At 68.5% G+C, this 17,430-nt stretch carries 13 protein-coding genes; 6 read left to right on the top strand and 7 right to left on the bottom strand.

What is annotated here, in order from left to right:
• Positions 1-6: 6 nt before the first annotated feature.
• The gene (locus AB0J62_RS13055; RefSeq protein ID WP_363868558.1) at positions 7-816 is read right to left on the bottom strand and encodes an SGNH/GDSL hydrolase family protein; all 810 of its coding nucleotides are present in this window, start codon (positions 814-816) and stop codon (positions 7-9) included.
• Complete coding sequence (locus AB0J62_RS13050) at positions 813-2,111, bottom strand: alpha/beta hydrolase-fold protein (RefSeq protein WP_363868555.1); 1,299 nt, start codon at positions 2,109-2,111, stop codon at positions 813-815. The genes AB0J62_RS13055 and AB0J62_RS13050 overlap by 4 nt, the downstream gene beginning before the upstream one ends.
• Before the next feature lie 219 nt (positions 2,112-2,330).
• Between AB0J62_RS13050 and AB0J62_RS13045 the strand changes: the two genes are divergently transcribed.
• From AB0J62_RS13045 to AB0J62_RS13035, 3 genes are all read left to right on the top strand, one after another.
• On the top strand, positions 2,331-3,161 hold the full coding sequence (locus AB0J62_RS13045) for an MIP/aquaporin family protein (RefSeq protein WP_363868552.1): 831 nt from the start codon (positions 2,331-2,333) through the stop codon (positions 3,159-3,161).
• Positions 3,162-3,188: 27 nt separating this feature from the next.
• The gene (gene glpK / locus AB0J62_RS13040; protein ID WP_363868549.1) at positions 3,189-4,706 is read left to right on the top strand and encodes a glycerol kinase GlpK; all 1,518 of its coding nucleotides are present in this window, start codon (positions 3,189-3,191) and stop codon (positions 4,704-4,706) included.
• A 79-nt stretch (positions 4,707-4,785) separates the two neighbouring features.
• Entirely contained in the window at positions 4,786-6,498 is a 1,713-nt protein-coding gene (locus tag AB0J62_RS13035) for a glycerol-3-phosphate dehydrogenase/oxidase (RefSeq protein WP_363868546.1), read from the top strand.
• A gap of 39 nt (positions 6,499-6,537) precedes the next feature.
• On the opposite strand, the gene glpK (AB0J62_RS13030) is transcribed toward AB0J62_RS13035, so the two are convergent.
• The 5 genes from glpK (AB0J62_RS13030) to AB0J62_RS13010 form a co-directional block, all read right to left on the bottom strand.
• Positions 6,538-8,055 carry a glycerol kinase GlpK gene (glpK, locus tag AB0J62_RS13030; protein WP_363868543.1) on the bottom strand — a complete coding sequence of 506 codons (1,518 nt, stop codon included), beginning with the start codon at positions 8,053-8,055 and terminating at the stop codon, positions 6,538-6,540.
• A 24-nt stretch (positions 8,056-8,079) separates the two neighbouring features.
• The gene (locus AB0J62_RS13025) at positions 8,080-8,838 is read right to left on the bottom strand and encodes an IclR family transcriptional regulator (RefSeq protein ID WP_363868539.1); all 759 of its coding nucleotides are present in this window, start codon (positions 8,836-8,838) and stop codon (positions 8,080-8,082) included.
• 81 nt (positions 8,839-8,919) lie between these two features.
• Complete coding sequence (locus AB0J62_RS13020; RefSeq protein WP_363868536.1) at positions 8,920-11,442, bottom strand: FtsX-like permease family protein; 2,523 nt, start codon at positions 11,440-11,442, stop codon at positions 8,920-8,922.
• Positions 11,442-12,203: an ABC transporter ATP-binding protein gene (locus AB0J62_RS13015; protein WP_363868533.1), complete on the bottom strand. Its 762-nt coding sequence runs from the start codon at positions 12,201-12,203 to the stop codon at positions 11,442-11,444. The genes AB0J62_RS13020 and AB0J62_RS13015 overlap by 1 nt, the downstream gene beginning before the upstream one ends.
• A gap of 62 nt (positions 12,204-12,265) precedes the next feature.
• A complete protein-coding gene (locus tag AB0J62_RS13010) occupies positions 12,266-13,153 on the bottom strand; it encodes a PD-(D/E)XK nuclease family protein (RefSeq protein WP_363868530.1) in 888 nt (295 codons plus the stop codon).
• A gap of 175 nt (positions 13,154-13,328) precedes the next feature.
• Between AB0J62_RS13010 and AB0J62_RS13005 the strand changes: the two genes are divergently transcribed.
• From AB0J62_RS13005 to arc, 3 genes are all read left to right on the top strand, one after another.
• Complete coding sequence (locus AB0J62_RS13005) at positions 13,329-14,483, top strand: M50 family metallopeptidase (protein ID WP_363868527.1); 1,155 nt, start codon at positions 13,329-13,331, stop codon at positions 14,481-14,483.
• A gap of 40 nt (positions 14,484-14,523) precedes the next feature.
• Positions 14,524-15,492, top strand: coding sequence for a tRNA (adenine-N1)-methyltransferase (locus tag AB0J62_RS13000; RefSeq protein WP_363868524.1), 969 nt, complete (start codon positions 14,524-14,526; stop codon positions 15,490-15,492).
• Positions 15,493-15,561: 69 nt separating this feature from the next.
• Positions 15,562-17,307 (top strand): proteasome ATPase, encoded by a 1,746-nt coding sequence (gene arc, locus AB0J62_RS12995; RefSeq protein ID WP_363868521.1) that lies wholly within the window; start codon positions 15,562-15,564, stop codon positions 17,305-17,307.
• The last annotated feature ends 123 nt before the right edge of the window (positions 17,308-17,430 follow it).

Genomic DNA, 17,430 nt, shown 5'->3' with positions numbered 1-17,430 from the left:
GTCGATCTACCCTCCCTGACGTGGGGACGGCGGCAAAGGGTTGGGTGTTGCGGTGAGGAGGGTTCGGGCGATCAGGGCGTGGCCGGCGGCGTTCGGGTGGTCGCCGTCGGAGGCGAGCAGGCTGGTGATGTCGGAGCTGTTCTCGAACGGCGCGTAGATGTCGACGTACGTCGCGTCGTCCGCGCCGGCCGCGGCGGCGATCGCGGCGTTGGTGCGGACGGTGAGCTGGTCGCTGGCGATCCGGCCGCTCGGGGTGTACTGGCGTTCGGCGACGTCCCCGTCCTTGAAGACGTTCCAGTAGCCGGTCATCAGGATCGTCGTCGGGAGGTTGGCCCGCAGGACGTGGATCCGGTCGAGGATCTTGCCCAGGTTGACCTGGAGTTGCTCGAACTCGTCGGACACGCAGTCACCCGTGCACTGGCCGCTGGTGACGTCGTCGTGGTGGTCGCCGAAATCGTTCGCGCCGATCGTGATCAGTACGACGTTCGCCGCGGCGGTGGCCTCTTCGGCGGGGGAGTTGCGCTGGTCGAGCAGCTGCAGCAGACCGTTCGAGTCCATGCCGGCGACGCCGAGGTTGTTGACGATCACCGGTCCGCCGGATCGGTCGTGCAGGAGGTCGCCGTACATCTGGGGGAACGCGGAGCAGTCGCAGTTGCTGCCGGACGTGACCGAGTCGCCCAGCGCGACGACCCGGACCTGACCGGCAGCCTGGGGCTGCGGCCGGAGGACCTCGCTGATCGTGTCCGCGCTGCTGATCGCGGTCACGACCGCCAGGACGACCAGACCGATCGCGAGTCGTCGGAGTATCTGGATCACGCCGGTTTCGTGTGCCTCGTTTCCTGATGCCGCTGCGAGTGCGGGACCGCGAGCTGGTTCGCCAGCCAAGGATAGGCCGTGGCGAACGCCGGGGCGGCAAACTGCCACACGTGCGTGCCGGGCGAGATCTCGACCCGGGACCAGATGCCGACCTTGGCGGCGGCCGTCGAGAGCTCCTCGGCCTCGTGCTGGTGCCGCAGCTCCTGGGTGCTGGTGAGGAACAGGCCGTTGACGTTCGTGTACTTGCCGTGGGCATGCATCACCAGGAGCGGCTCGTTGGCCTGCTCGAGTGCCACGTTGCCGCCGTACAGGTCGTGCAGGCTCGCCGCCGGCGTGGTCGTGTACGGCGCGAGGTCGCCGGAGATGTCGATGAAGTGGTCGAAGACGTCCGGGTGCTCGACGACCAGGTCGATGGCGCAGGTGCCGCCCATCGAGAACCCGGCGACCGCCCACTGCCGGGGGTCGTGCGAGGCGCCGAACGTCTTCTCGACGAAGTGCGGGATGTCCTGGTCCAGGTGGTCCGCGGAGTTCCCGCGCGGGCCGTTCACGCACTCGGTGTCGTTGTCGAACCGCTCGGTCGCGTCGACGAAGACCAGGATCGGCGCGTACCCGTGATGCCGGCGCGCGTACGCGTCGGAGACCTGTACGGCGTTGCCGAGCCGCACCCAGTCGCCCGGACCGCCGCGCTCACCGCCGATCAGCTCGACGACGGGCAGCGCGGGCCGGTGGTCACCGCGGAACCAGATCGGCGGGAGGTAGACCAGCTCCTGCCGGTGCTTGAAATGGCTGTACGTCGCGGGGATGTTCACCGCGACCAACCGGCCGGCCGGCGGCAGCTTCGTCGTACCCGCCGTGTGCGCGAGGCCCGCCATCGACACCTGACCCGGCAGCGGTGTGTCGGTCCAGTCATTCACCGCGGAGTCGATCGTCGGGTAGTAGCCGACGAACTGATTGATCCCGTTGGCGCACACCAACGCGGCAAGCGCGGCCGCGACCACCGCCGTACCCCGCCGCCACCACCGCGCCGTCCGCCACCCGGCGCCCAGCACGATCAGCGCGCCGACGGCCAGCCCGAACCACAACCACACCGAGAACGGCAACGGATCCGTGAGCCCGATCAACTCGGCCCCCGGGTACGCCGCGAACAACGTCACGAACGCCGCCGCCCCGACGACAACCGGCACGACCCCGAACCGCCACCGCCGGTCCCGCCACCCCACGGCCGCGATCAGAACCCCCGCCGCAACCACCTCCAGCACCGCCGGAAACCATCCCCCGAGCAGCGACACATTCATCCAGCCCCTCCCGAAAGCGAGTTGACCCACAGGCCAGACGCCGAACCCCGGCACCCGGTTGGCATGGTCCGTCGGGTAATCAGGAGATTACTGTGTGTCGCGGCTCGCAGCGTCGGAATCGGCGTTCGACAATGTCGAACGGTGGGCGTTGTCTCGCCTGGTTGTCGCTCCTAGATTCCAGCCAGCCGTGGTCGTCACGGCGGGGAAGGGAGGTTCGGTATGGCTACGACCGAAGCGGTCAAGGCGAAAACCCTCCTGGGGGAGTGCTGCGCGGAATTCGCGGGCACGTTCATCCTGATCCTGTTCGGCGTCGGCGTGGTGGCCCAGGTGGTTGCCGGCGGGATCGGAAACCACGACTCGATCGCGTGGGCCTGGGGTCTCGGGGTGACGCTGGGCGTCTACACGGCGGGCCGGATGACCGGCGCGCATCTGAACCCGGCGGTGACGGTCGCGCTGGCGGCGTTCCGCGGTTTCAGCTGGCGGAAGGTGCTGCCATACTCGCTGTCACAGTTCCTCGGGGCGTTCGTGGCGGCGCTCGTGGTTCGCTGGAACTACACCGAGGCGATCGGCAAGGTGGATCCCGGGCACACGATCAAGACCCAGGGCATCTTCTCCACCCTGCCCGGCAACGGCGCCGACATCGGCGTCCACATGTGGGGCGGCTTCCGGGACCAGATCATCGGTACGGCGATCCTGATGTTCCTGATCCTCGCGGTCACCGACCTGCGCAACACGGCCCCGGCCGCCAACCTGGCCCCGTTCATCGTCGGCCTGATCGTGGTGGGGATCGGCATGGCCTGGGGCACCAACGCCGGTTACGCGATCAACCCGGCCCGTGACTTCGGGCCGCGGCTGGCGTCCTTCCTCACCGGGTACGGAACAGCGTTCAAGGATCAGTTCGGGGATATCTATTTCTGGGTGCCAATAGTCGCGCCGATCCTCGGCGCCCTGGTCGGCGCGTTGCTGTACGACCTGCTGGTGGGCCGCAACCTGCCGATCGCCGACGCGGACGAGGAGCCGGGCCGGATCCCCGAGGAGAAGACCGCATGACATCGATGTGTGAGGAGAGGACTTTCCATGGCTGACTTCGTCGGTGCCGTCGACCAGGGCACCACGAGCACCCGATTCATGATCTTCGACCACTCCGGCAACGCGGTGGGCATCCACCAGTTGGAGCACGAGCAGATCCTGCCGCAGGCGGGTTGGGTGGAGCACAACCCGCTGGAGATCTGGGAGCGGACCAGTTCGGTGATCCGGACCGCGCTGAACGCGAACAACCTGCAGGCGAGCGACCTGGCGGCGCTCGGCATCACCAACCAGCGCGAGACCGCGGTGGTGTGGAACCGCAAGACCGGACGGCCGTACTACAACGCGATCGTCTGGCAGGACACCCGGACCGACCGGATCGCCTCCGCGCTGGAGCGTGAGGGCAAGGGTGACGTGATCCGGCAGAAGGCCGGTCTGCCGCCGGCGACGTACTTCTCGGCCGGCAAGGTGCAGTGGATCCTGGAGAACGTCGACGGCGTCCGCGAGGCCGCCGAGGCCGGTGACGCGGTGTTCGGCAACACCGACACCTATCTGCTGTGGAACCTCACCGGCGGCCCCGACGGCGGCGTACACGTCACCGATGTGACGAACGCCAGCCGGACGATGCTGATGAACCTCGAGACGCTGGACTGGGACGACGAGCTGATCAGCTTCTTCAACATCCCGCGGCAGATGCTGCCGGAGATCCGTCCGTCGTCGGACCCGAACAAGTACGGCGAGACGCTTGCCAACGGTCCGCTGGGCGGCGTCGTGGCGCTCACCGGCGACCTCGGAGACCAGCAGGCCGCGACCGTCGGTCAGGTCTGCTTCAACCCGGGCGAGGCGAAGAACACCTACGGCACCGGCAACTTCATGCTGCTGAACACCGGCACCGAGCTGGTCCGGTCGAAGGCCGGCCTACTCAGCACGATGTGCTACAAGTTCGGCGACGAGGCGCCGGTCTACGCGCTGGAGGGCTCCATCGCCGTGACCGGCTCCGCTGTGCAATGGCTGCGGGACCAACTCGGCATCATCTCGGGTGCGGCGGAGATCGAGACGCTCGCCAGGCAGGTCCAGGACAACGGCGGCGTGTACTTCGTCCCCGCGTTCTCCGGCCTGTTCGCGCCGTACTGGCGGTCCGACGCGCGCGGGGCGATCGTCGGGCTGTCGCGGTTCAACACCAACGCTCACCTGGCGCGCGCAACACTGGAAGCGATCTGCTACCAGAGCAAGGACGTCGCGGACGCGATGGAGAAGGACTCCGGCGTGCACCTCGAGGTGCTGAAGGTGGACGGCGGCGTCACGGCGAACGAGCTGGCCATGCAGATGCAGGCCGACATCCTCGGCGTACCGGTGAGCAAGCCGGTCGTCGCGGAGACCACCGCGCTGGGAGCGGCGTACGCGGCCGGGCTGGCCGTGGGCTTCTGGAAGACCAAGGAAGAGCTCGTGCAGAACTGGAACGAGGACAAGCGGTGGGAGCCGCAGTGGTCGGACGAGCAGCGTGCCGAGGGGTACGCCGGCTGGCAGAAGGCAGTCCAGCGGACACTGGACTGGGTGGACGTCAACTGATCGATCGACAGTGATCGGCAACTCGGCAACTCGGCAGCACAGCAGTAAGTATGTAACTGGAATCGGAAGGAACAGCACAGTGGGCGTAGTGGCTCTGTCACCGCAAGCGAGGGCCGACGCGATCGACGCGATGGCCGACGGACGGGAACTGGACGTCCTGGTGATCGGTGGCGGGGTGGTCGGCACCGGGTCGGCGCTCGACGCCGCGACCCGGGGTCTGACCACCGGACTGCTGGAGGCGCGCGACTTCGCGAGCGGCACCTCCAGCCGGTCCAGCAAGCTGATCCACGGCGGCCTGCGCTACCTGGAGATGCTCGACTTCCGACTGGTGCACGAGGCGTTGCAGGAGCGCGGTCTGCTCCTGCAACGGCTGGCACCGCACCTGGTCAAGCCGGTGCCGTTCCTGTACCCGCTCCAGCACCGCTGGTGGGAGCGGTTCTACGCGGGCTCCGGCGTCGCGCTGTACGACGGTATGGCGGTCAGCTCGGGCCTGGGAGCCGGGCTGCCGCTCCACCGGCACCTGACCCGCCGCGGAGCGATGCGGTTGGTCCCGTCGTTGAAGAAGTCCGCCCTGGTCGGCGCGCTGCAGTACTACGACGCGCAGGTCGACGATGCCCGTCACACGATGGAGCTCGCGCGCACCGCCGCGTCGTACGGAGCGCACGTGGCGAACCGCGTGAAGGTGACCGGTTTCCTGCGGCAGGGCGAGCGGGTCACGGGTGTCCAGGCGAAGGACCTCGAGAGCGGTCGCGAGTTCGAGGTCCGCGCGAAGCAGGTCGTGAACGCGACCGGCGTCTGGACCGATGACACTCAGGCGATGGTGGGGGAGCGCGGTCAGTACCACGTCCGCGCGTCGAAGGGTATCCACCTCGTCGTGCCGAAGGACCGGATCCAGTCCAGCACCGGAATGATCCTTCGGACCGAGAAGTCCGTGCTGTTCATCATCCCGTGGGGCCGGCACTGGCTGATCGGCACGACGGACACCGACTGGCACCTGGACAAGGCGCATCCGGCCGCGACGAGCAAGGACATCGAGTACCTGCTCGACCACGTGAACGCAGTACTCACGACGCCGCTCACCCGCGAGGACGTCGAGGGCGTGTACGCCGGACTCCGGCCGCTGCTCGCCGGTGAGTCGGAGAGTACGTCGAAGCTGTCCCGCGAACACGTCGTCGCACACACCGCACCGGGACTCGTGGTAGTTGCCGGCGGCAAGTACACGACGTACCGGGTGATGGCCAAGGACGCGATCGACGCGGTCGCGGACGCGCTCGACGGACGGGTGCCGAAGAGCGTCACGAAGAACATCCCGCTGGTCGGCGCCGACGGGTACCACGCGTTGTGGAACCAGCGCCACCTGATCGCGCAGCGCTCCGGTCTGCACGTGGCCCGCATCGAGCACCTGCTGAACCGGTACGGCGCGTTGATCGACGAAGTACTCAAGCTCGTCGAGGAGGACCCGTCGCTGGGCGAGCAGTTGCCCGGCACACAGGACTACTTGAAGGCGGAGATCGTGTACGGCGCCAAGGCCGAGGGCGCTCGCCACCTCGACGACATCCTCGCGCGGCGGACCCGGATCTCGATCGAGGCCTGGGACCGCGGCGTCGGCGCAGCGGAGGCAGCGGCCCGGCTGGTCGCACCGATCCTCGGCTGGGACGCGGCGACGATCGAGCGCGAGGTCTCGTTCTACAACAGGCGGGTCCAGTCCGAACGGGACTCGCAGGACCAGCCCGACGACGAATCCGCCGACAAGGTGCGCCTCGAGGCTCCGGACATCGTCTCGCCGGCCTGACCATCAGTGCGGGGAGGGCCGGCAAGGTCCTCCCCGTTGCTAAAGCTCCTGGTCCTCGGGACGGATCCAGTTGAAGGTCCGCTGGACAGCGGCCTGCCAGTTCGCGTACTCAGTCTTGCGGCGGGCCGGATCCATGTGCGGCATCCACTGGCCTGCGCGGTGCCAGTTGCTGCGCAGCCCTTCCAGGTCGGGCCAGTAGCCGACGGCCAGGCCGGCGGCGTACGCCGCACCGAGGGACACGGTCTCGGTCACCATCGGACGAACGACGCGGACGTCGAGCAGATCGGCGAGGAACTGCATCAGCAGGTTGTTCGCCGTCATCCCGCCGTCGACCTTCAGCGCGGTCAGCGCGATACCGGAGTCGGCGTTCATCGCATCGACGACCTCGAGCGTCTGGAAGCCGGTCGCTTCGAGGACAGCGCGGGCCAGGTGACCCTTGGTGATGTACCCGGTGAGCCCGGCGATCACGCCGCGCGCCTCGCTGCGCCAGTGCGGTGCGAACAGCCCCGAGAACGCCGGCACGATGTACGCGCCGCCGTTGTCCTCCACCGTGCGCGCCAGCGTCTCGATCTCTGCCGCGGTGTGGATCATCCCGAGCCCGTCGCGGAACCACTGCACCAGCGACCCGGTGACCGCCATCGAGCCTTCCAGCGCGTACGACGCGGGGTGGTCACCGATCTGGTACGCGACCGTGGTCAGCATCCCGTGCTTCGAGCGGACGATCTCCTGCCCGGTGTGCAGCAGCAGGAAGGACCCGGTGCCGTACGTGCACTTCGCCTCACCGGCGCTGAAGCAGGTCTGCCCGAACAGCGCGGCCTGCTGATCGCCGAGCGCCGCACCGATCCGCACCCCGGGCAGTACTTCGGTCGCGGTCGCGAAGACCCCGGACGACGGGCGGATCTCCGGCAGGATCGCCCGCGGTACGTCGAACGCCTCGAGCAGCCGATCGTCCCATTCGAGCGTCTCGATGTTCATCAGCATCGTGCGGCTCGCGTTGGTCACATCGGTGGCGTGCAGGCCGCCCTTCGCGCCGCCGGTGAAGTTCCAGATCAGCCAGCTCTCCATCGTGCCGAAGAGGATCTCGCCGCGCTCGGCGCGCTGCCGCAGACCCGGCGTGTGGTCGAGCATCCACTTGATCCGCGGCGCCGAGAAGTACGTCGTCAGCGGGAGCCCGCACAGCTCGGCGAACCGGTCCGGGCCTTCGGTGCCGGCGAGCTCGGTGACGAGCCGGTCCGTCCGGGTGTCCTGCCAGGTCACCGCGTGCCCGATCGGCCGGCCGGTCAGCCGGTCCCAGAGCAGGCTGGTCTCGCGCTGGTTGGCGATGCCGATGGCAACGATCTGGGACGGCGAGGCGCCGATCTGCTTGATCGCGGCCGGCACCACGCGGGTGACGTTGTTCCAGATCTCGCCGGCGTCGTGCTCGACCCACCCGGGCCGCGGGAAGAGCTGGTGGTGCTCACGTTGCGCCACCGACACCAGCCGCCCGCGCCGGTCGAACAGGATGCACCGCGTCGAGTTCGTCCCCTGATCCACGGCCGCGACGTACTGCTCAGCCATCTCCCCACCCCCCGATCACGCCGGTCATGCGTCCTCCCGGAGATCCCGGGCGATGGCCTCGGCGGTGGCGCGGACCATCGTCACCAGGTCGGCGCGATGTCGCAGGCGGCTGTCGCAGATGCGTTCGACCCGGCCGGCCAGACCGACCGCGCCGACGACCAGGCCGCCGAGTCCGCGGATCGGCGCCGCGATACTCGCCAGCTCGACCGTGTATTCCTCGAACTCGCTGGCCCAGCCACGGGCGCGGACCGCAGCGAGTTCCTCGGCCAGCCGGGCCGGATCGGTGATCGTCCGGGTCGTGAACGCCTCGAGCCTGCGCGGCCGGGAGGCGCCGCTGGCGTCGTACGCGAGGACCGCCTTGCCCAGCGCGGTCGCATGCGGCGGAAGCGTCGTACCGACGTCCAGGTCCTGGTCGCTGTCGTCGGGCCGGAAGACGTGGTGCACCACGACGACCTTGCCCTCCACCAGGCGGCCGACGCGGACGACCTCACCGCTGCGGGACGCGAGCGAATCGGCCCAGTTGATCGCGCGGCTGCGCAGTTCGTTCGGATCGAGGTAGCTCTCGCCGAGCCGGCCGAACGCGTCGCTCAGGTGGTAATGCGCGCCGCTGTGGTCCTGCTCGACGAAACCGACCTGATGCAGGGTCCGGAGGATGCCGTGCACGGTCGTCTTGGCGAGCCCGAGTGCGTTGCCGAGGTCGGCTACCCCGAGCCCGTCAGGCGCGGCGGCGAGGAGTCGCAGCACCGCCGCGGCCCGCTCGATCGACTGCACAGTCCCCGGCACACCGGCAGATTACCTGTGAATCACTGGTATGGCTTCACCTCAGGAGTTCACTGCAGTCCTCACCCTGCGATCACTCGGCGATCATTCTGCAGCTATTGCCCGCAGCACATTGAGACGACTTGCACGGCGTGACGGCCAGACCGCAGCGAGTACGCCGAACAGCATCGCCGCGGCGACCGCTGCCACCAGTTGGAGCACGGGGATGTCGCGCACGTTGAGGCCGTTGTCGACCATCGCGGACTGGATCGCGGCCGCGACGCCGACACCGAGCCCCAAGCCCAGCACCGATCCGAGCAGCGTGATCGCGATCGACTCGACGCGAAGCATCCGGCTCAGCTGCGGGGAGTCCATGCCGACCGCCCGCAACAGGCCGATCTCGCGAGTCCGCTCGACCACGCCGAGACCGAGCGTGTTCACGATGCCGAGCAGAGCGATCAGCACCGCGAGCACGAGCAGGAAGCCGACCGCGGCCAGCACGCCGTTCACCGGCTCGCGCGCAGCGGCGGCGTACGCCTGCTGGTCGCGGACCTGGATCGACGGATAGTCCTTGGTCAGCTGACCGAGGATCTCGGCCCGGACCTGGCCGACGTGGTTGCTGTCGGCAACCTCGACGTACAGGAGGTTGTCGCTGGTCGTGCCGCCGATAGTCCGGTACGTCGGCAGCGACACGATCACGGCGTTGAGCTGCCTGTTCGGTGCGACGATCCCGCCGACGGTCAGCTTGTGGGTGCCGGTCGCCGTGGCCAGCTCGAAGGTCTTGCCGACGGTCACGCCGAGGGTGGTCGCGAGGTTGCGGGGGAGAAGCGCCTGACCGGAGCCGAGCGCGGCCGCGGAGCCCGCGTCGAACTTCGTCGTGATCGGGCCGTCCAGCGTGCCGTCGCTGATCCCGGTGACCTGGACGTTCGTCTTCCCGACCTTGCCGGTCTCCGTCCGCACGCGGTGCACGGACCGTACACCGGCGACCTTCTCCGTCCGGTCGCCGACCTGCGTGCTGAAGGCCGGGGTGCCGTCGGTGGTGATGAGGAGCTGGGACGTGCCGAGCGCGTCGTCGATGTTCTGGTTGATCGAGGCCTTCGCCGACGCGGCGATCACCATCAGGCCGCTGATCAGCGAGACCGAGATCATCAATGCGGACGCCGTGGCCGACGTACGGCGCGGATTCCGCTCGGCATTGCGGCGGCCGAGCGTGACCGGTGCCTTGCGGCCGAACGGGTACATCAGCACCCGGACGACGTACCGGCTGAGGAGCGGGCTGAGCATCACGATGCCGATGACGGCAGTGCCGGCGCCGAGGACGATCAGTACGACGCCCGGCAGGCCGCCGGCGCTCAGGCCGATCGCGTACAGCAGGACGGCCATCAGCAGCACGAAGGCGCCGATCAGGATCCGCGTGAGCAGGGAGCGTTCCGGCGCCGAGACGTCGTCGCGCATCGCGGCGATCGGTGGGAGCTTCCCGGCCCGGCGGGCGGCCGGCGCCGCGGCGGCAACCGTGACGCCGATGCCGATGAGGTAGCAGGCGATGATCGTGGTCGGGGTGACCTGCAGCGACGCGGTCGGGATGCGGAGGTCGAGCGTCTCGTACGTGAACCGAATCGCGACGGCGACGCCGATGCCGATCAACAGGCCGAGCGTGGAGCCGAGGAAGCCGATGATCGCGCTCTCGGCGACGATCGAGCGAGTGACCTGACCGCGGGACGCGCCGATCGCCCGGAGCATCGCGAGTTCGCGCGACCGTTGCGCGACGACCATCGCGAACGTGTTCACGATCAGGAACGTGCCAACGAACAACGCGAGGCAGGCGAACAGCACAAGCACGGTGCTGAAGCCGCCGAACGTGGTGTCGAGATCGTGCTCGCCGTCGGCCGAGACCTGCTTCGCGGTCCGGACCTTCACCGAGTCGCCGATGGTCGTGGAGATCGCCTTGCTGACCGTGTCGGCGTCGGATCCCGGCTTGAGCGCGACCGTGACCGACGTCCAGCCCGCCTGGCCGAGCAGCAGGCGTTGGGCAGTCGCACCGTCGAAGGTGACCAGCGGCGCACCGGCCGCGGCACCAGCAACAGCGGGCGTCGTGGTCCCGGTCAGCGTCGCGGTCAGGGCCTGCGTCGGGGTGACGATCCTGACCTGGTCACCGACCTCGTACCCGGCACGGCTCGCTGTCGACTCGTCGAGTGCCAGCTGGCTGCCGCCGAAGGGCGGGGTGCCGTCGACGAGCTTGAACGGCGCGGTCGCCGGCTCCCGCGGCCACGCGGCTCCGAAGCTGGTCAGCCCGTAGTTCTCGATCTGCTTGCCGTCCGGACCGAGGATCTCGACATCGCTGACCATCAGCTGCGGGATCGCGCTGGCAACGCCCGGTACGGCCGCGACGCGGTCCGCGACCTCGGCCTGGAACGTCGCCGGGCGGTCGGTGCCGGTCTCGATCGGGGACGACGGCGTGACGGTGATGTCCGCCGTACTCACCGCGAAGTTCTTCTTCAGGGCGTGCGACAGGGTGTCGGTGAAGACCATCGCGCCGCCGGCGAACGCGACACCGAGCGTGACGGCGAGCGTGCACAGGACGAATCTGAGCCGGTGCGCGAGGACCGAGCGGAGGCCGAGCTTGAACATCAGCCGGCCACGGGTTCGGCAGGCTGGGTCGTTTCGAGCTTCTTCATCGTGTCGAGCACCGACTCGGCGGTCGGGTCGAGCAGCTCGGACTGCAGCGTGCCGTCGGCCAGGAACAGGACACGATCGGCGTACGACGCGGCGCCCGGGTCGTGCGTAACCATGACAACTGTCTGACCGAAGTCGCGGACGGACCGGTGGAGGAAGTCGAGGACGTCGGCGGACGAGCGGGAGTCGAGGTTACCGGTCGGCTCGTCCGCGAACACCACGTCCGGACGGGACACGAGGGCGCGGGCGCAGGCGACGCGCTGCTGCTGGCCGCCGGAGAGCTCGGCCGGCTTGTGGCTCAGACGATCACTGAGGCCGATCGCGTCGATCACTGTGGTCAGCCACTCCTGATCAGGCTTGCGCCCGGCCAGGTCGAGCGGAAGCGTGATGTTCTCGAGCGCGGTCAGGGTCGGGACCAGGTTGAATGCCTGGAAGACGAAACCGATCCGGTCCCGGCGCAGGTGGGTCAGCTGCTTCTCGGGCAGTGTGGTCAGGTCGACCTCACCGAGCAGCACCTTGCCGTCCGACGGCTTGTCCAGCCCGGCGAGACAGTGCAGCAGCGTCGACTTCCCGGAGCCGGACGGCCCCATGATCGCGGTGAACCGGCCCTTCCCGAAGTCCGCACTCACGTCGGCCAGCGCATCCACCCGCGTCTGCCCGCCGCCGTACACCTTCCACACCCCGACCGCCCGAACCGCCGCATCAGCCACGCCCATGCGACGAACCGTACCGATCGAGGGTTCCTCCGGCCGGGTAGAGGTGCGGATCAGCCGGCGACTCAGCCGTCAACTGTGATCAGGTCGATGCCGGCCGACTCGGCGGCGACCTCTTCGACCGAGCGGGTCGGGAGCGGCGGAGGTGTGCCGCCCCAGGCCGGGCAGAGCGGCTTGTGGTCACACCAGTCGCAGAGCGGGCCCGGGCTGGGACGCCAGTCGCCGGAGTCGAGGGCGCGGGTGATCGCGATCCAGAGCGCGGAGACCTTGCGCTCGCAGGCGCGGAGGTCGGCCTCGTCGGGGATGTAGCGGACGATCTCGCCGTTGCCCAGATACACCAGTTGGAGCATGGCCGGCACGACACCGCGCAGCTTCCACAGCACGAGCGCGTAGAACTTCATCTGGAACAGGGCCTTGGCCTCGAAGAACTCCGACGGCGAGCGACCGGTCTTGTAGTCGACGACCCGGATCTCTCCGGTCGGCGCGACATCGAGACGGTCGACGTACCCGCGCAGCACCAGGCCTGAGTCCAGGGCGGTCTCGACGTACAGCTCGCGCTCGGCGGGCTCCAGGGCGTTCGGGTCCTCGAGCGTGAAGTACTTGCCGAGCAGTTCGTGTGCCTCGGCGAGCCACTTCGCCAGCTCGTCGCCGCTCGCGTCCTCGGCGAACAGCTCGGCGACCTCGGGCTCCTCCTCGAGGATCCGCTGCCACTGCGGCTCGAGCAGCTCCGACGCCTGCTCCAGCGTCCGCTGCCCGCGAGGAAGATCGAACAGGCGCTCCAGCACGGCGTGGACGACGGTCCCGCGCACCGCGGCGGCCGACGGCTTCTCCGGCAGCCGGTCGACGACGCGGAACCGGTACTTCAGCGGGCAGCTCATGAAATCCGCCGCTCGGGACGGGGACAACGCCCCACGCGAGTGCTCATGCGGATCGGCTACGGCTGCAACGCTCATACCGGAACCCTAGGCATAACCGCCGACACTTCGCGCGCACCCCACACCGGCCTGTGGAAAAGCCCCTGTGGAAAGTCCTGTGGAAAATTGCCGGAGATGTCGATCAGGGGTACATCCCGGCTCGCCCGGTGGGTAGGTAGCACGGAGTTACCGACGGCAAAGTAGGTTTGGCTTGATGCCAGACTCGCGTGATCCCCAGAACCCCGCCCAGCCGGCCGGCCCACCACCGCCGGGGACCTGGGTGCTCGGTCGTGTCCGCGGGATCCGGTTGACGATGCGATTCACCTGGCTGCCGGTGGCGATGCTGCTCGCGGTCGGGTTCGCCGCGATCATCGGGCAGCAGTTCCCCGAGCTCGGCGGCTGGCGGTACGCCGCGGCGTTCGCGTTCGTGGTCGCGTTCACGCTGTCGATCCTGGTCCACGAGCTGGCGCACGCGCTGATGGCGTTGCGGTTCGGCATCGGCGTCTCCGAGATCAACCTCGGCTTCTTCGCGGCCGGCACGCACATCGAGGGCGAGCGGAAGTCACCGCTCGAGGAGTTCGCCGTCTCGGTGGTCGGCCCGATCGCCTCTTTGGTCGTCGGCGGCCTCGCGTACCTCGGCTCCCGCGCCTTCGACGAGGGCGTCGGGTACGTCGCGCTGTGGGAGCTCGGCATCGCGAACCTGATCGTCGGCGTCACCAACCTGCTGCCCGGTCTGCCGCTGGACGGCGGCTGGGTACTGCGCGCGATCGTCTGGAAGTTCACCGGCAACATGCACACCGGCACGATCGTGGCCGCGTGGGCCGGCCGGTTGCTCGCGCTCTCGGTGCTCGCGGTGCCGGTGCTGCTCCAGGAGATCTGGGGCTGGCAGCCGTCGATGATCGATTTCATCATCGCGCTGCTCGTCGGCTTCTTCCTGTGGACCGGCTCGACCACGTCCTTGATGCAGGCCCGGCTACGGCGCAAGCTCCCCAGCCTCCAGGTCCGTACGCTGGCCCGCCGCGCCGTCGCCGTACACTCCGGCACGCCGATCGCCGAGGCGGTCCGGATCGCGGGGCAGACCCAGGCCGGCGCGGTCGTGGTGATCGACGGTGAAGGCAAGCCGCATGCCCTCGTGTCGGAGACCGCGGTCGCGGCCGTCGCCCCGAACCAGCGGCCGTGGACCACGGTCAGCGAGGTTTCGACCGCCATCGGCGCGGGCCACATCATCGGTGTCAACGACACCGGCGAGGAGATCCTCGCCACGTTGCGCGAGCACCCGGCCTCGGAGTACCTCGTCCTCGACGCGAGCGGCGCGGTGTACGGCGTCCTCGCGACGGCGGACGTGGAACGCGCCTTCCGTTCGCGCTGATTACTCGGTTGCGGTGACCGAAAGTTAGGGTGAGCGCCTTATGGCTGACTTGCGTGACTTTCCCGACCAGGCGTTCTCCGGGGTCCATCACGGACCGCTGCAGGAGGGCGAGTGGATCACTCTGCAGGACTCGAAGGGCCGCCGGCACTCGGTCAACCTGGAGCGCGGGAAGATCTTCCACACCACCAAGGGCGGGATCGCGCACGACGACCTGATCGACGGCCCGGACGCGGTCGTGATCAGGTCCAAGGGCGGCGTCGAATACCTGGCGCTGCGTCCGCTGATGGCCGACTACTCGGTCTCGATGCCGCGCGGCGCGGCGGTGATCTACCCGAAGGACACGGCGCAGATCGTGACGATGGCCGACATCTTCCCCGGCGCCAAGGTGGTCGAGGCGGGCGCCGGTTCCGGCGCGCTGACCACGGCTCTGTTGCGGGCGGTCGGGATCCACGGACAGGTGATCTCGTTCGAGCGCCGGGAGGACTTCGCGGAGGTCGCGCGGAAGAACGTGACCGGCTTCTTCGGCGGGGAGCACCCGGCCTGGCGGCTCGAGGTCGGTGACCTGGTCGAGAAGCTGAACGAGCAGGACGTGGACCGCGTCGTGCTCGACATGCTGGCGCCGTGGGAGTGCGTTGACGTCGTCGCTGAGGCTCTTTCGCCCGGTGGGGTGTTCTGTGCCTACGTGGCCACCACGACGCAGCTGAGCCGCTTCGTGGAGACGCTGAGGGCACACGGCGAGTTCACCGAGCCGCGCGCGTGGGAGTCTCTCGTGCGAGACTGGCATGTAGAAGGCCTTGCGGTTCGTCCGGGCCACCGGATGCAAGGTCACACCGCCTTCCTGGTCACAGCACGAAGGATGGCGCACGGGGTGCAGGCACCCCGGAAGAAGCGACGCCCCGCGCCTGGCGCGTACGGCGACGATTACCTCGGGCCCCGACGCGAAGAGGCCCGTTCGGAATCAACCGACGACATGCCGAAGGCAACTGGTTCATCCGCAACCGACACGTGATGGGATTCAGCTTGCCCGGCGAGGTTTTCTGGGTAAGGTCCATAGGGTCGAGCCCCACATGGTGAGGTGATGATCGTGGCTGGAGACGAGAGTCCTACCGCGGCAGAACTGCGTAACCAGGTCCGGTACCTGGAAGCCGAAGTCGCGGCGTTGCGACGGCGGCTGCTCGAGCACCCGGCAGACAGCCGGTCGCTCGAGAGCAGGCTGTCCGAAACACAGGCCTCCTTGGCGAGTGTCACCGCTCAGAACGAGCGGCTGGCCGACACGCTGCGGGAGGCGCGAGAGAAGATCATCGCCCTGAAGGAGGAAGTCGACCGGCTGGCGCAACCGCCGTCCGGATTCGGCACCTTCCTCGGACGCAATGAAGACGACACGCTGGACGTGTTCACCGGCGGCCGGAAACTCCGGGTCGCGGCGAGCCCGTCGGTGGACCTGGACGCGCTCCGGCTCGGCCAGGAACTGATGCTGAACGAAGCACTCAACGTGGTCGAGGCCTGCGACTTCGAGGTCGTCGGCGACGTGGTGATGCTGAAGGAGCTGCTCGCCGACGGCGAGCGGGCGCTGGTCATCGCGCAGGCGGACGAGGAACGGGTGGTGCGGCTCGCGTCGCCGCTGCTCGACGTGCCGCTGCGGGCCGGCGACTCGCTGCTGCTCGAGGCCCGCTCCGGGTATGTGTACGAGAAGATCCCGAAGTCCGAGGTCGAGGAGCTGATCCTCGAAGAGGTCCCGGACATCGACTACACCCAGATCGGCGGCCTGACCGGCCAGATCGAGCAGATCCGGGACGCGGTCGAGCTGCCGTACCTGCACAAGGACCTGTTCCTCGAGCACGAGCTGAAGCCGCCGAAGGGTGTGCTGCTCTACGGCCCGCCCGGCTGCGGCAAGACGCTGATCGCGAAGGCCGTGGCGAACTCGCTGGCCAAGAAGGTCGCCGAGCGGACCGGGACCGAGGGCCAGAAGTCGTTCTTCCTGAACATCAAGGGCCCCGAGCTGCTGAACAAGTACGTCGGTGAGACCGAGCGGCACATCCGCCTGGTCTTCCAGCGGGCCCGGGAGAAGGCCTCCGAGGGCATGCCGGTGATCGTGTTCTTCGACGAGATGGACTCGCTGTTCCGCACCCGCGGATCCGGTGTGTCGTCGGACGTGGAGAACACCATCGTTCCGCAGCTGCTGAGCGAGATCGACGGTGTCGAGGGCCTGGAGAACGTGCTGGTCATCGGCGCCTCCAACCGCGAGGACATGATCGACCCGGCGATCCTGCGGCCCGGCCGGCTGGACGTGAAGATCAAGATCGAGCGCCCCGACGCGGAGGCGGCCCGGGACATCTTCTCGAAGTACCTGACCAGCGGACTGCCGTTGCACGAGGACGACCTCGGCGAGTTCGGCGGCGACCGGCAGGCGTGCGTGGACGGCATGATCCAGCGCACGGTCGAGCGGATGTACACCGAGGCCGACGAGAACCGCTTCCTCGAGGTCACCTACGCCAACGGTGACAAGGAGGTCCTGTACTTCAAGGACTTCAACTCGGGCGCGATGATCCAGAACATCGTCGACCGGGCGAAGAAGATGGCGATCAAGGCCTTCCTGGACGAGAACCAGAAGGGTCTGCGGGTGCAGCACCTGCTCCAGGCCTGCGTGGACGAGTTCAAGGAGAACGAGGACCTGCCGAACACCACCAACCCGGACGACTGGGCCCGCATCTCCGGCAAGAAGGGCGAGCGGATCGTCTACATCCGGACGCTCATCTCCGGCAAGCAGGGCACCGAGCCAGGTCGCTCGATCGACACCGCGACCAACACCGGTCAGTACCTGTAGGACACCGCGAACCGCCCCTGGACCGAGCGTCCAGGGGCGGTTCGTCGTTCTGCCGTCGGGCCGCCGGGGGTAGGTATAACCCCCGGTGTGATCGGGGGGTTTCCCCGATTGGTACGGCGGTCA

The sequence above is a fragment of the Kribbella sp. NPDC049584 genome (assembly GCF_040675555.1).
Lineage (GTDB): Bacteria > Actinomycetota > Actinomycetes > Propionibacteriales > Kribbellaceae > Kribbella.
This window is presented reverse-complemented; position numbering and strand designations above follow the sequence as displayed.

Coding starts and splice junctions, on each gene's coding strand:
- AB0J62_RS13000 (WP_363868524.1), top strand. CDS start 14,524: ATGGCTGACTTGCGTGACTTTCCCGACCAGGCGTTCTCCGGGGTCCAT.
- AB0J62_RS13015 (WP_363868533.1), bottom strand. CDS start 12,203: ATGGGCGTGGCTGATGCGGCGGTTCGGGCGGTCGGGGTGTGGAAGGTG.
- AB0J62_RS13045 (WP_363868552.1), top strand. CDS start 2,331: ATGGCTACGACCGAAGCGGTCAAGGCGAAAACCCTCCTGGGGGAGTGC.
- glpK (WP_363868543.1), bottom strand. CDS start 8,055: ATGGCTGAGCAGTACGTCGCGGCCGTGGATCAGGGGACGAACTCGACG.
- AB0J62_RS13020 (WP_363868536.1), bottom strand. CDS start 11,442: ATGTTCAAGCTCGGCCTCCGCTCGGTCCTCGCGCACCGGCTCAGATTC.
- arc (WP_363868521.1), top strand. CDS start 15,562: ATGATCGTGGCTGGAGACGAGAGTCCTACCGCGGCAGAACTGCGTAAC.
- AB0J62_RS13010 (WP_363868530.1), bottom strand. CDS start 13,153: ATGAGCGTTGCAGCCGTAGCCGATCCGCATGAGCACTCGCGTGGGGCG.
- glpK (WP_363868549.1), top strand. CDS start 3,189: ATGGCTGACTTCGTCGGTGCCGTCGACCAGGGCACCACGAGCACCCGA.
- AB0J62_RS13005 (WP_363868527.1), top strand. CDS start 13,329: ATGCCAGACTCGCGTGATCCCCAGAACCCCGCCCAGCCGGCCGGCCCA.
- AB0J62_RS13050 (WP_363868555.1), bottom strand. CDS start 2,111: ATGAATGTGTCGCTGCTCGGGGGATGGTTTCCGGCGGTGCTGGAGGTG.